Source organism: Nonomuraea sp. NPDC049486 (assembly GCF_040676925.1).
Classification (GTDB): Bacteria; Actinomycetota; Actinomycetes; order Streptosporangiales; family Streptosporangiaceae; genus Nonomuraea; species Nonomuraea ferruginea.
The window spans coordinates 1-13,115 of the sequence record NZ_JBFAPV010000012.1 but is presented as its reverse complement, the minus strand read 5'-3'; the positions used below and the strand labels follow the sequence as shown (position 1 = coordinate 13,115).

At 71.9% G+C, this 13,115-nt stretch carries 15 protein-coding genes and 1 tRNA gene; 8 read left to right on the top strand and 8 right to left on the bottom strand.

Going from position 1 to position 13,115, the window contains the following annotated elements:
* Positions 1–2 precede the first annotated feature (2 nt).
* Positions 3–959, bottom strand: a complete 957-nt coding sequence (locus tag AB0K05_RS30660; protein ID WP_364233756.1) for an NAD(P)H-quinone oxidoreductase — start codon at positions 957–959, stop codon at positions 3–5.
* Between the two features lie 114 nt (positions 960–1,073).
* On the opposite strand from AB0K05_RS30660, the gene AB0K05_RS30655 reads away from it, so the two are divergent.
* The gene (locus AB0K05_RS30655) at positions 1,074–2,909 is read left to right on the top strand and encodes an AAA family ATPase (RefSeq protein ID WP_364233754.1); all 1,836 of its coding nucleotides are present in this window, start codon (positions 1,074–1,076) and stop codon (positions 2,907–2,909) included.
* A 48-nt stretch (positions 2,910–2,957) separates the two neighbouring features.
* On the opposite strand, the gene AB0K05_RS30650 is transcribed toward AB0K05_RS30655, so the two are convergent.
* Positions 2,958–3,044: transfer RNA gene (locus AB0K05_RS30650), tRNA-Ser, on the bottom strand.
* Between AB0K05_RS30650 and AB0K05_RS30645 the strand changes: the two genes are divergently transcribed.
* Positions 3,032–3,421 (top strand): STAS domain-containing protein, encoded by a 390-nt coding sequence (locus AB0K05_RS30645; RefSeq protein WP_148036075.1) that lies wholly within the window; start codon positions 3,032–3,034, stop codon positions 3,419–3,421. The two genes, AB0K05_RS30650 and AB0K05_RS30645, sit on opposite strands and share 13 nt — an antisense overlap.
* On the opposite strand, the gene AB0K05_RS30640 is transcribed toward AB0K05_RS30645, so the two are convergent.
* From AB0K05_RS30640 to AB0K05_RS30620, 5 genes are read right to left on the bottom strand one after another with little or no spacing between them, the layout of a single operon-like run.
* Entirely contained in the window at positions 3,404–4,249 is an 846-nt protein-coding gene (locus tag AB0K05_RS30640) for an NUDIX domain-containing protein (RefSeq protein ID WP_271276268.1), read from the bottom strand. The genes AB0K05_RS30645 and AB0K05_RS30640 overlap by 18 nt on opposite strands.
* A 12-nt stretch (positions 4,250–4,261) precedes the next feature.
* Positions 4,262–4,993: a M15 family metallopeptidase gene (locus AB0K05_RS30635; RefSeq protein ID WP_271276269.1), complete on the bottom strand. Its 732-nt coding sequence runs from the start codon at positions 4,991–4,993 to the stop codon at positions 4,262–4,264.
* Between the two features lie 29 nt (positions 4,994–5,022).
* Positions 5,023–5,265: a hypothetical protein gene (locus AB0K05_RS30630; RefSeq protein ID WP_271276270.1), complete on the bottom strand. Its 243-nt coding sequence runs from the start codon at positions 5,263–5,265 to the stop codon at positions 5,023–5,025.
* Positions 5,262–5,666 (bottom strand): hypothetical protein, encoded by a 405-nt coding sequence (locus AB0K05_RS30625; protein ID WP_271276271.1) that lies wholly within the window; start codon positions 5,664–5,666, stop codon positions 5,262–5,264. Before AB0K05_RS30625 ends, AB0K05_RS30630 begins: the two co-directional genes overlap by 4 nt.
* The gene (locus tag AB0K05_RS30620; protein ID WP_333485698.1) at positions 5,663–7,441 is read right to left on the bottom strand and encodes an MDR family MFS transporter; all 1,779 of its coding nucleotides are present in this window, start codon (positions 7,439–7,441) and stop codon (positions 5,663–5,665) included. Before AB0K05_RS30620 ends, AB0K05_RS30625 begins: the two co-directional genes overlap by 4 nt.
* 79 nt (positions 7,442–7,520) lie before the next feature.
* Between AB0K05_RS30620 and AB0K05_RS30615 the strand changes: the two genes are divergently transcribed.
* The 5 genes from AB0K05_RS30615 (at position 7,521) to AB0K05_RS30595 (ending at position 11,324) form a co-directional block, all read left to right on the top strand.
* A complete protein-coding gene (locus AB0K05_RS30615; protein WP_271276272.1) occupies positions 7,521–8,090 on the top strand; it encodes a TetR/AcrR family transcriptional regulator in 570 nt (189 codons plus the stop codon).
* A gap of 82 nt (positions 8,091–8,172) precedes the next feature.
* Positions 8,173–9,297: a S1 family peptidase gene (locus tag AB0K05_RS30610; RefSeq protein ID WP_364233749.1), complete on the top strand. Its 1,125-nt coding sequence runs from the start codon at positions 8,173–8,175 to the stop codon at positions 9,295–9,297.
* 151 nt (positions 9,298–9,448) lie between these two features.
* Positions 9,449–9,697, top strand: a complete 249-nt coding sequence (locus AB0K05_RS30605) for an SCO4226 family nickel-binding protein (protein ID WP_148036083.1) — start codon at positions 9,449–9,451, stop codon at positions 9,695–9,697.
* A 99-nt stretch (positions 9,698–9,796) separates the two neighbouring features.
* Positions 9,797–10,384, top strand: coding sequence for an RNA polymerase sigma factor (locus AB0K05_RS30600; RefSeq protein WP_148036084.1), 588 nt, complete (start codon positions 9,797–9,799; stop codon positions 10,382–10,384).
* Complete coding sequence (locus tag AB0K05_RS30595) at positions 10,377–11,324, top strand: CU044_5270 family protein (protein ID WP_364233745.1); 948 nt, start codon at positions 10,377–10,379, stop codon at positions 11,322–11,324. Before AB0K05_RS30600 ends, AB0K05_RS30595 begins: the two co-directional genes overlap by 8 nt.
* 6 nt (positions 11,325–11,330) lie before the next feature.
* Here AB0K05_RS30595 and AB0K05_RS30590 read toward each other — a convergent pair whose 3' ends face one another.
* Positions 11,331–11,747, bottom strand: a complete 417-nt coding sequence (locus AB0K05_RS30590) for a TIGR03668 family PPOX class F420-dependent oxidoreductase (protein ID WP_219550730.1) — start codon at positions 11,745–11,747, stop codon at positions 11,331–11,333.
* A gap of 480 nt (positions 11,748–12,227) precedes the next feature.
* Here AB0K05_RS30590 and AB0K05_RS30585 point away from each other — a divergent pair, with 480 nt between their 5' ends.
* The gene (locus AB0K05_RS30585; protein ID WP_148036087.1) at positions 12,228–13,079 is read left to right on the top strand and encodes an alpha/beta fold hydrolase; all 852 of its coding nucleotides are present in this window, start codon (positions 12,228–12,230) and stop codon (positions 13,077–13,079) included.
* Positions 13,080–13,115 lie beyond the last annotated feature (36 nt).

Sequence of the window (13,115 nt, the reverse complement as noted above, 5' to 3'; positions counted from 1 at the left end):
TCTCACCGTACTAGGAGGATCTTCCCAACGTGGTCGCCGGAATCCACCATACGGTGAGCCTCGGCCGCGTCGGACATCGGCAGCTCGGCGAACACCACCGGCCGCACCGCCCCGGCGTCGATCAGCGGCCACACGTTCTCCACGACGCTCCGGACGATCGCGCCCTTCTCCTCGACCGGGCGGGCGCGCAGCGTGGTGCCGTGCACCGAGGCCCGCTTGGCCAGCAGCACGCCCAGGTCGAGCTCGGCCTTGCGGCCGCCCTGCATGCCGATGACCACCAGCCGCCCGCCGGTCTTGAGCGCCCGCAGGTTGCCGGCCAGGTATTTGGCGCCCATGATGTCGAGGATCACATCGGCCTTGACCTGCTCGGCGAAGTCCTCCTCGCGGTAGTTCACGTACGCGTCGGCGCCCAGCTCCTTGACCCGCTCGCCCTTGCCGGACGAGCCGACCGTGACCACGACGTTCGCCCCGAACGCCTTGGCGAGCTGCACCGCGAACGTGCCGATGCCGCTCGCGCCGCCGTGCACCAGCAGGGTCTCGCCCTTGCGCAGCCGGCCCAGCATGAACACGTTGGACCAGACCGTGCAGGCCACCTCGGGCAGCCCGGCGGCCTCCTCCAGCCGGACGCCCCGCGGCACCGGCATCACCTGCTGCCACGGCACGGCCACCCGCTCGGCGTAGCCGCCGCCGGCCAGCAGCGCGCACACCTCGTCGCCCGCCTTGAAGTGCTCGACGTCCGCGCCGACCGCCGCGACCACGCCGGACACCTCCAGCCCCGGATAGGGCGAGGCGCCCTGCGGGGGTTGGTAGTTGCCCTGGCGCTGGAGGACGTCCGCCCGGTTGACCGCCGAGGCGGCCACGTCGATGAGCACGTCACCGCGCCCGGGCTCCGGGTCGGGGACCTCCCGCCACTCCAGCACCTCTGGCCCGCCGCTGCGGGTGATCTCGATGGCTCGCATGCGCACCACGGTAACGGGGCAGAGAAGTTGAGGGTTGCCGGCCTTCCCCGGAGCGCTTGGCGTTAATCTGCAAGATATTTACCACCCCTTTAGACCCGCCCGAGGGGGAACACGGTGGCAAGACACGATCGAGAAGAATCTCTCGAGGAACAGCTCGCCTGGCTCGACGCCATCAAGGAGTCCGAGGAGGCGCCGGTCAAGGTGAGCGCCAAGACCGGCCCGGGCGTCCCGGCCGACGAGACCGCCGTCGTCTCGCCCTACCCCCAGGACCCGTGGGCGTCGGTGCCGCAGCACGACACGCCGACCCCGCCGCTCTTCCGCGCGGCGGTCGACTCGGTGTACGGGTCGGAGGCGGTGCCCGCCACCGAGAGCGAGGCGGGGGAGTGGCTGGACAAGGCGAGCACGCGCGACAAGACCGACACAAAGGCCGACACGGGGGACGATCCGCCCGCTGATGACAGCGCCGACACCAAACCGGCGATCGACGACGCGTTCCTCGCCCCGCTCAAGCCGCTGCCCCGGCCGGACGACACCGACAGCTACGCGCTGGCGTCCTTCCCCGAGCCGGAGAAGGTGGAGGAGAAGACCGAGGAGAACCTCTCCTGGCCCGTTCCACCGGCCTGGGCCAGTGAGACGCCCGCCCCGCCCGAGCCCGCCGCCGAGCCGGCGCGCGAGGAGGCGGCCCAGCACACCCCGGACGAAACCCTCCCGTCCCTCCCGTCGCTGCCGCCCCCGTCGCTCCCCGAGCCCACGCAGCATGCCTTCCCCGAGCCTCCGCAACGCACCTTCGACCAGCCGAGCCCGCCGTTCGCCGAGCCGTCCCAGCGCGCCTTCGACGAGCCCCGCGCCGGCCGGGAGGCCCGCACGTTCGACGAGCACCTCAGGTTCCAGGAGCCGCGCCCGGCGGAGGAGGCGCCCCCGAGAGCCGAGGAGCCGCCGAGGCAGCCCGAGCCGCGCCACCGCCCGGCCCCGGTGCCCGTCTTCAACGCCCCGCCGAGGCCCCCGGCGACCGGCAGGCCCACCGCCGAGAGCCTGGACCCCGACACGCTGCTGCGCGGCCGCCGCAACGCCCCCTCCAAGGGCTGGCGCCGGATCGTCTACAAGGCGTCCGGCGGCTGGATCAAGCCCGGCGAGCCGCCGGAGGTCAGGCGCCGCCGCGCGCTGATGGCCAGGGCGCGCACACCCGTCGCCACCGGCCACCACCGCGTCGCCGTGCTCAGCCTGAAGGGCGGTGTCGGCAAGACCACGACCACGGTCGGCCTGGGCGCCACGCTGGCCCAGATCCGCGGCGACCGCGTGATCGCGGTCGACGCCAACCCCGACCGTGGAACGCTCTCCGACAAGCTGAAGCTGGAGACCTCGGCCACCGTCCGCGACCTGCTCAACGAGGCCGACCAGGTCAAGAGGTACGTCGACATCAGGGCCTTCACCTCTCAGGCGCCGTCGCGGCTGGAGGTGCTGGCCTCCGACCGCGACCCGTCGGTGTCGGAGGCGTTCAGCGGCGCCGACTACCAGGCCGTCTCGCAGGTGCTGGAGAACTTCTACTCGATCTGCATCACCGACTGCGGCACCGGCCTGCTGCACTCCGCGATGGGCGGGGTGCTCGGCCTCGCCGACCAGATCGTGCTGGTCAGCTCCGCGTCGGTCGACGGCGCGCGGGCGGCCTCGGCCACGCTCGACTGGCTGGAGGCCCACCACTACGAGAATCTCGTACGCGACGCGACCGTGGTGCTGTGCAGCGTCAGGCCGAGGTCGAAGTCGGCCGTCGACATCAACAAGCTGGAGGGCCACTTCGCCGCCCGGTGCCGGGCCGTCGTCCGCGTGCCGTACGACCCGCATCTGGAGGAGGGCGCGGAGATCGACCTGGACCGGTTGCAGGAGGCGACCAGGGACGCCTACCTGCAGCTCGCCGCCAGCATCGGAGACGGTTTCGCCGGCGCCGGCCGGTAGACGGCACGAAACCCGCTCACCGGCCGGTGAGCGGGTTTCGTCGGGAAGCGGAGGGTGTGGGATTCGAACCCACGAGGCCATCGCTGACCTGGCCGCTTTCAAGGCGGCTGCACTCGTCCACTATGCGAACCCTCCAGTGCGACACCACGATAGCGGCTGCGGTGACGCCGGTGTACGTTCAGGTGGTGGCGGATCTCAAGATCGAGGTGGCACGGGCGGAGCGTTCGGCCACCGTGCGCCTGCGGGGTGACCTGGACAAGCTGACGGCTCCCGATTTCAAGAAGCGGCTCGACGCCCTCGCCGCCGAAGGACCTCTCGACGTGGTGATCGACGCCTCCGGGTTGGAGTTCTGCGACTCCAGCGGCCTGTGGGCGCTGGTGGAGCACCAGCGCGCCGTCGGCGGGCGCGGCGGCACGCTCCGGCTCACCGGCGTGCACGGGGTCCTGCAGCGGGTGCTGGAGGTGACCGGGCTCAAGGCCGTCTTCGACGACGTGTTACCCGCGCAGCTGTGACAGCAGCCACTTGGGTCCCGCCGTCTCGGCCCCCAGCTCGGCGACCCGCTCCCTCAGCTCCCGGTCGGCGGTGACGACGAGCACCCGCTCCCACGGCTTGGCCCGGCGCACCACGTCCACGATCGCGTCGTCGCCGCTGCCGGCCGCCGCGACCACCTGCATCCCGGGAATGTCGGGCACCTCCCTGGCCGCGCCCTCGACCACCGCCACCATCCGCGGATACCACTGCGCCAGCACCGAATGCGACAGCCGCAGCCCCGACACCGCCTCCAGCAGCCGGGTGGCGGCCCCCAGCCGGTCGTTCCACCAGCCGCGCTCGGCCCGCGCGCCGACGATGTTGGCCACGTCGAGCACCAGGGTCTCCGGGCTGATCGCACCGCTGACCGTGCCCCACGTCTCGGCGAAGCCGGGGTGCAGCTCTCTGGCGGCCACCTCGCCCAGCGGCAGCCAGCGCAGCTCGTCGCTCTCGCCGTTCGCGCAGACCGCCGCCAGCCGCTCGGCCGACTCCGCGATCACCGTCTCGAACGCCCACCCGCCGTGGTCGTCGCGGTAGACCCCCTGCACCCGCAGCAGGTCGCCGGCCACCGCCGCCTCCTCGCGGGCCTCGCGCAGCGCGGAGGCCACCGCGTCCTCGTGGCTGTCGCGCGCCCCGCCGGGCAGCCCCCACGTGCCGCCGTGGTGGCTCCACGCCGAACGCTTCTGCATCAGCACGTGAGGCACCCCGAGCTCGTCGTGGTGCACGGCGAGCAGTCCCGAGGCGCCGTGCAGCCCCCAGTGGCGGTGTCCTCGCCCGCACTCGGTCCAGCCGTCGCCGTCCTTGTCAGCCATGTCTCGATTCTCTCAGCCGCCGCCCTTGCTGAAATGCTGGTAGTCCTTGGTGCCCGACCAGTTGCCGCCCCACTGCCATCCCACCTGCGCGAACGCCCGCACCACCTTGTCGCCGGGGTTGATCACGCCCTTGCCCTTCATCGGCCGCTTGGTGTACTTCCGGGCGTTGGAGTGGGCCGTCCTGCCGTCGGCGGTCACGTACGGGTTCTCGCGCGGGTTGATGTCGATCGCCTCGCCGTAGGCGTGCTTGGACCAGCTGCTCGACCCCGTGGCCTGGCGGCAGTTGAAGGCCGAGGTGTTGTCGGCGTCGATGGAGTCGTAGTCGTCGCCCTTGTAGACGTCGATCAGCTCCATCCGCCTGATCGGCCAGCGCCAGTCGTACAGCTTCTCGAAGACCTGCACGATGTCGTCGGTGACGGTCTTGCGCACGACCAGCTCACCGGTGTGCGGCTTGTCGTCGAAGCCCCAGTAGGTCATCCTGATCAGACGCAGGTCGCGGTAGTGGACCGGGCAGCCCTCACGCCACGAATACCGCAACTGGTCGCGGGTCACCTGGCTCACCTCGGCGTCGAACGAGGGCGGCTCGGTGGCGGTGGGCGTCGTCGCGGTGGGCGTCGGCTCCGAGGTCGCCGGCTCCGTTTCGGAGGTCGTCGGCGGCGCCGGTCCGGTGGACGCGACCGGGCTCTGCCCGCCGCACGCCACGGAGGCGAGCACCACGAGCGCCAGGGTGGCAGCACGCTTCATCCCGCCACGATACGACACGTTCCAGCAGGTCAGCCGCTACGACGCAGCTTGCCGCGCCGGGTCGTCAACTCGTGCAACAGGTCGGCCGCGTACCAGACGAGGCCGAGGAACGACCCGCCGGCGAGCGCGCCGCCGATCCACAGGTCGTTCACGGTCGCGGCGGTGAGCGCGGCGCCCCTGGGCTGGTAGCCGACCACGAACGGGGCGGCGACGAGCCAGAGCCCGGCCAGGAACAGCAGCGCCAGCGCGGTCACGCCCAGCTTGGCCCTCATCGCTGGTCCTCCGACGCGACCAGGGTCGTGGATCCGTTCTGCCGCCGCTCGCGGTCTGTCGCGTCGAGGTCCTCGCGCAGGGCCTCGACCAGGGGCGCCAGCAGGGCGGCCAGTTCGGCGGACGAGGTCTGGGGGGCGGCGGGCTCCGGTTCCCGCTGGCGCTCGCGTACCGTCACCAGGCCCCGCGCGGCGAGCTCGGCGTGGATGGCGGCGGCGAAGGCGGCGGCGCCCGCGAGGCCGACGGCGGCGACGCCGAGGCCGGTGAAGAACTCCGTCGTGGTGGCGGAGTTCCAGGCCGCGCCCTCGGGCTGGGTGCCGAGCGCGAACGGCGCGACCATCAGCCAGAACCCGGCCATGGCCGCCAGCGCGGCCAGCACGGCGCCGACGAACTTGCGGATCACTGCGGGATCCCTCCTGTCACCAGATCTTTCGCGGGCGCCGGCGGCGCCGCCTGCGCGATGAGCGCGCGCGAGGTGGGGCGCAGGACGTCACGCGCCACGGCCCTGGCACGTTCCTTCTCGGTACGGTCGTCCGGCGGCGCCATCTTGGCCACGGCCGTGAGCAGCGCCGACGGCCGGCCGTTCACGCGCTCGACGCGCTGGGCGACGAGTTCGAGCAGCAGGCCGGCCAGCACCAGGTCGTCCCTGCTGGGCGGCGGGGCGGCGGGCGGGGGAGCGGCGCCGCCGCGCAGCGGCAGCTCCTTCAGGAAGACCACGGCGAGGAAGCCGAGCAGGGCGATCGGGACGCCCACGAGGAAGACGGTCTCCAGGCCGCGGGTGAACGCCTCCAGCACGAGGTGCTTGACCGGCTCGGGCAGCGCCTGGATCTCGTCAGGGCTGCCGAGCGACGGCCGGGCGCTCCCCGCGGGCATCTCGGCGTAGAGCCGGTTGGTCAGGATCGCGCCGAACCCGGCCACGCCGATGGCGCCGCCGAGCGAGCGGAAGAACGAGACGCCGGAGGTCGTGGAGGCCATGTCGCGGACCTCGGCGCCGTTCTGCGCGGCCAGGATCAGCATCTGCATGGTCAGGCCGAGCCCGGTGCCGAGCACCGCCATGTCGAGGCCGATGATCCACGGGCTGGAGTCGACGTGCAGCCGCGACAGCAGGAACAGCCCGATGGTCACGAGCAGCATGCCGACGACCGGGAAGATCTTCCACCTGCCGGTCCGCGTGACGGTCTTGCCGGAGATGACGCCGGACAGGAACAGCGTGATCACCATGGGCAGCGTCATCAGGCCGGAGTCCGTCGGGCTCATGCCCTGGACGACCTGCAGGTACTGCGGCAGGTAGATCATCGCGCCGAACATCGCCACGCCGACGAACAGCGATCCGAGGCTGGTCAGGATGAACGTGCGGTTGCGGAACAGCCGGGGCGGCAGGATCGGATTGCCCGCGGTGCGCTCGGCGAGCACGGCGAGGGCCAGCGAGACGAGGCTTACGGCGGCCAGGGCGTAGGTCCACGGCGAGTTCCACGCGAACTCGGTGCCGCCCAGGGTGAGCAGCAGCATCAGCGAGGTCGCGCCGGCCGTGATGGTGGTGGCGCCCCAGATGTCGATGCGGGTGTCGCGCTTGACGTGCGGCAGCTTGAGCACCTTCTGCACGACGACCGCGGCGACCACGGCGAGCGGCACGCCCACGTAGAAGCACCAGCGCCAGCCCAGCATCTCGGCGTCGACCAGGAACCCGCCGAGCAGCGGCCCGGCGACGGTGGAGACGCCGAAGACGGCGCCCATGTAGCCGGAGTAGCGGCCGCGCTCGCGGGGGGAGACGATGTCGCCCAGGATGACCTGGGCCAGCGCGCCCAGGCCGCCCGCGCCCACGCCCTGCAGGGCGCGCCCGGCGATGAGCTGGCCCATGTTCTGCGAGAGCCCCGCGGCGAGCGACGCGCCGACGAACACCGCCAGCGCCACCTGGAAGAGCCGCTTGCGGCCGAACACGTCGGACAGCTTGCCCCACAGCGGTGTGGACACCGTCATCGTCAGGATGGTCGCCGAGGCCACCCACGAGTACTGGTCCTGGCCGCCGAGCTCCCCCACGATCGTCGGCAGCGCCGTGCCCACCACGGACGTCGACAGCATCGAGGTGAGCATGGCGAGCATGAGCCCGGCCATGACCTCGAGGACCTCGCGGTGGGTGTACTGCTTCTGGGGGCTTGCGGCCGCCGCTTGGCCCGCCAAGTCACCACATCCCCTCGTATTCCGCATGGAAGTATACGCCTGTTTACTAGTGTTTCGGCAAGCCGATATATTCCCGGGCATGAGAGCTGAGGCCCGCCCCCGGGACCGTGCGGCCACCCGTCTCCGGCTGCTCGACGCCGCCAGGGCGCTGTTCGCCGAGTATGGGTACGAGCGCGTGACCGTACGCATGATCGCCTCGGCGGCGGACGCCAACATCGCTCTGGTGGGGCGCTACTTCGGGTCGAAGGCGGGCCTGTTCGGCGAGGTCCTGCGGGACGAGCCGACGATCCGGGTCGTCCTCGAAGGCGACCGGGCGGGGCTGCCGCGCCGGCTCGCGGAGTTCGCCGCCCGCCGCATGCACGCCGACCCGAAGAGCCGCATCCTGCGCGCCCTGGCCCACTCCGCCGACGACCCGGAGATCCAGGAGCTCGTACGGGAGCGCCTGCGGACGGCCATCATCACCCCGCTCGCGGAGTTCCTGGGCGACGACCCCGACGCGATGGCCAAAGCGCGCACCGCGGCGGCGCTCCTCACCGGCATCACCAGAGTCCGCCGTGCCCTCGGCCCGGAGCCGCCCACTCCGGCGGACGTGGACCGGCTGACCGCAATGTTCACCGTGTGTCTAGATATTTCAGGACATGAACCATAAGACCGAAATACGGCCTTTTTGAGGACGTGTCGTTGCCAGCGCCAGCCGATAACTTGACAGCACCCCCCACCAAGGAGTGCGCATGTTGGGTAAACGCAGTGCGCTGGCAGGAGCCACCATCGTGGCCTGCCTGGCATTCCCCCTCGCCGTCCCCGCCATGGCCGACCCGGCCCCCATGGCGGACCCGGCAACCCCGCCGTCGGTGATCGACGCGCTCGAACGCGACCTCGGGCTCACCGAGCGGCAGGTCGTCACCCGGCTGGCCAACGAGCAGCGCGCCGCCGCCACCGAGGCCACCCTCACCGCCTCGTTAGGCGACTCCTACGGCGGCTCCTGGCTGAACGCCGACGCCTCCAAGCTCATGGTCGCCACGACCGACGCCGCCGAGGCCCCGGCCATCGAGGCCAAGGGCGCCCAGCCGGTCGTCGTCGGCCGCACCCTGGCCCAGCTGACCTCCGTGAAGGACCAGCTCGACCTGGCCGCCCAGAAGGGCAAGACCGGCGCCTCCCTCTGGTACGTCGACGTGACCACCAACAGCGTCGTCATCCTCGCCGCCACCCAGGAAGCCGGCGAGGCGCTCGCCGCCGCGGCCGGCGTCGACAAGGGCGTGGTCAAGGTCGCCGTCTCCACCGAGAGCCCGCAGCCGTTCATCGACATCATCGGCGGCTCCGCGTACTACATCGGCTCCAGCCGCTGCAGCGTCGGCTTCTCCGTCACCCGCGGCACCACCGTCGGCTTCGTCACCGCCGGACACTGCGGCCGCGCCGGCTCGCGCACCACGAACCCGACCGGCACCTTCCAGGGCTCGTCCTTCCCCGGCAACGACTACGCCTGGGTCGCCGCCCCCGGCAACAACGCCACCCCGTACGTGCGCGGCTCCGGCGGCGCGCTCGTGACCGTCCGCGGCTCCACGCAGGCGTCGGTCGGCGCGTCCATCTGCCGCTCCGGCTCCACCACCGGCTGGCGCTGCGGCACCATCCAGCAGCACAACGCCAGCGTCCGCTACGCGCAGGGCACCGTCTCCGGCCTGACCCGCACCAGCGCGTGCGCCCAGCCGGGCGACTCCGGCGGCTCGTTCATCTCCGGCAGCCAGGCCCAGGGCGTCACCTCCGGCGGCTCCGGCAACTGCAGCATCGGCGGGACCACGTACCACCAGCCCGTCAACGAGATCCTGTCGGCGTACGGCCTCACCTTGAGAACCGGCTGATCTCCCAACCGAACCCAGCGTGCCCGGCCCACGTCGCCGGGCACGCTGTTTCGTACGTTTGGCCCGATACGCCCTCTTGGGTCCCACTTGGTGTGCCGGCTGCGGGGGCGAACCTACGCTGGAGGAGACAGCTTGCCTGGGGGAGGCAGTGATGGCGAAGTTCCTCGACATGCACCGCGGCATGGCGGGCATCACCGGTGACCAGCTCAAACGGGCACACTCCGCCGACGTCGAGATCCAGGACGAGGAGGGAGTGACCTTCGAGCACGCCTGGGCGGACCCGGAGGAAGGAGTCATCTACTGCCTCTCGGAGGCGCCCACGGCGGACGCGGTCCTGCGCATCCACGAACGCGCCGGCCACCCGGCCGACGAGATCCACCACGTGCCGCTGAGCATCTGAGCCAAGTATGTGACGTAGTTCACACTCCCTTTCGCGAACTCGCGATGGTCGTACGGGCGAAAGCCGTCGAATCCACTGCGCAGCGAACGGGAGCACCGGGTGATCGCCGAAGAGTCTGGCACGGCCGACGCCGACCTCATACGGCGCTCGCGGCACGACCCGGAGGTCTTCGCCGGACTCTTCGACCGGCATGCCCCCGCACTGCGGCGCTACGTCGCCCGGCGACTCGGCCCGTCCCTGGCCGACGACATCGTCTCCGACGTCTTCCTCACCGCCTTCCGGCGCCGCCACCGCTACGACACGAGCCACCCTGACGCGCGCCCGTGGCTGTACGGCATCGCCGCCCGGCTCGTCAGCCGGCAACGCCGCGTGGAGATCCGGTTCTACCGCGCGCTGGTCCGCACCGGTGTCGACGAGATCACCGAGCCGTACGCCGACCGCGTAGACAACCGGGTCTCGGCGCAGCAGGCCGGGCTGGCGGCGGCCCTCTCCGAGCTGTCGCCCGGCGACCGGGAGGTGCTGTTACTCATGGCGTGGGCCGACATGTCCTACGAGGACGTGGCCCGCGCGCTGGGCATCCCCATCGGCACGGTCCGGTCCCGCCTGCACCGGGCCAGAGCCAGGACACGCCAGGCGCTCGGCGGAGCCGACCCCACCGTGACGCGAGAGGAGTCTTTGGATGGATGACCTGCGAACGCTGCGCGAGTGGCGGGCCGAGGTGCCCGAGCCGGACCAGGAGTGGTCCATCCCGCAGCGGCGGCGGCTCCTGAGCCGGATCCGGCGGCGCAGGTGGACGTGGGCGCACCGCCTGATCACCGTCGGGGCGGCCGGCGCGGCCGTGGCCGGGCTCGCCGTGGTCGTCCTGCCGTCCGAGCCCTCCGTCACGGAACCGGCCGTCACCCCGTCGTCGGCCGTGCGGCTGGACCCCGGCCTGGTGCTGGCCCAGGCCGCGAAGGTGGCGAGCGAGCGCGGCGACACCCCCCGGCCGGCGCCGACCCAGTGGCACTACACCAGGTCCATGGACAAGCAGCCGACCTCGGACACGGCCCAGACCTACGAGAGGTGGATCCGCTACGACGGCAAGCAGACCGCCGGCTTCGGCGAGAACGGCGACCTGGTGGTCACCGACGTCCCTCCGGACCCGGGCGACGACGACCTGGCGCCGGGGCAGTACGACGCCAAGCTCCGCGGGCTGCCGACCGACCCGAGGAAACTGCTGGCCAAGGTCACGGGCGACCGCCACTGGATCGACTTCCCGCAGGAGAAGGGCGTCCCGCGGAACGCCGAACCGCCCGACGCCCGCGCCTACCGCGTGATCACGCTCTACCTGAGCAGGTACGGCACGATGCCGCCGAGGCTGGAGGCGGCCATGTTCCAGGCCCTGGCCCTCATCCCCGGCGTCCGGATCGAACACGGCGTGACCGACGCCGCGGGCCGCGCCGGCCTCGGCATCTGGCGGGAAGGAGGCGGCGACGTCCGCCGGTACGACATCCTCGACCCGGACACCTACCGCTACCTGGGCACCGCGACGGTCTGGCTGCGCGACTCCCACCTGCCCAAGGGCGCGGTGTGGCGCACGGCCCTGCTGTCGTCGGTGATCGTCGACCGCCCGGGCGAGCGAGGCTGAGCGCTTTCACCCCCCGGAGTACCGCCATCCCGACCAGCGGGTGACCTCCACGAGGATCACGGGCCCCGCCGGCCGACGCTCGCGGTACTGGTCGTACTTGGCCACGAGCGCGTCCAGCGCGGCGGCCCGCTCCGGGCCGTCCGGCGCGACGGCGGCGCGGCCGTCCGCCCGCACCCACCACAGGCGCGTCCAGTCGTCCTCGTAATGGTCGGCCAGCAGCGCGACATTCGGGTTGTCGCCGATGTCGCGCAGCCTCCGCAGGTCGGTGGTCCGCTTCGGCTTGTGGTCGACGGCCGTCACCACCCGGTCGCCGAGGACGGCGAAGGTGACGGGGACGAGGCGCGGCCTGCCCTCGGCGCCCACCGTCGCCAGCCGGGCGACCCGCGCGCCCGCGAACATCCGCCGCGCCGTCTCGGAATCCATGCCCCCAGCATTCCCCGGCGGCCCGTGGTCCGGTGACCGTCACCGTCACGTAAGCGTCCGGGATCGTCACTGCGGGTACGAAGGCCCCATCTCTTAGGGCGAGGAGGAGCATCGCGATGACCCCCGGCTGCGGAAGCTGCGACTGCAACGACGTGATGTACGAGGGCACCCCGTCGCACTGGAAGACGTTGCGCACGGAGTGAACGAGCAGAAGCCCCGCCCCGGATCGGCGGGGCTTCCTCGTGTAGGGTCAGGATCATGCTTGAGAAGTTCATCCGTTCGCGCACTGCCTGAGACGGGTTTCCCATCGAGGCGATCTGATGGTGGCGTCGCGTTTCGCGAGCCGCCCGTCGCCCGTCCCGTCGGCTTCTCACACCCGGTGGTCGCCGCGCTCTCAGCGCCGCCACCGTGATCATCGGCGGCTCGGCGCGCCCGTACGACAGCGCGCGTCCGCCTCAGCTCAACGCGAACGGACTGAACATGTCATCGAACACCTTCGTGCTGGTCCACGGCTCCGGCTCCAACTCGTTCATGTGGACCTCCATCCAGCGCGAGCTCGCGCTGCTCGGCCACCGCAGCCTCGCCGTCGACCTGCCCGGCCACGGCCTCGACGCGCAGTACCCCGTCGCCTACCAGGCCCCGCAGGACCTCGACGCGTGGGCGGCCGAGCCTTCGACGCTGGCGGGCGTCACGCTCCAGGACAACGTCGACCTGGTCACCGACGTGGTGCGCCGCGCCGCCCAGCACGGGCCGGTGGTGCTGGTCGGCGCCAGCCTCGGCGGCGTCACCATCTCGGGGGTGGGCAACGCGATCCCCGAGCTGGTGGACCGGCTCGTCTACATCTCCGCCTGGTCGTGCGTCCGCCTGGCCAACCCCGTCGCGTACATGGGGGAGCCCGAGTTCGCGGACAACCTGATGGCGCCTCTCGCCGCGTTCAACGTCGGCGACCCGGCCGAGGTGGGCGCCGGCCGGGCCAACTACCGCACCGCCGACCCGAAGCTGCTCGCCGACCTCAAGGCCGCGACCCTGGCGGACGTCACCGACGAGCAGTTCCTGGCCTTCCTCAACATCCTGCAGCCGGACGAGTCGATCGCGGTGATGACGGCCGACGCCCGCGTCCAGGCCGGTACCTGGGGCACGATCGCCCGCTCCTACATCCGGCTCACCGGCGACCGGTCGATTCCCCTGGCCATGCAGGACAGGCTGATCGCCGAGGCGGACGCGCTGACCCCCGGCAACCCGTACGACGTGCACACCCTTGACACGTCACACGCGGGATTCGTGTTCAGGCCGGCGGACGTGGCCGCCATCCTCGGCGGCCTGGCCCGCTGACCTCGGCGCGCAGGTGAGCCGGGCCCGGCTCACCTG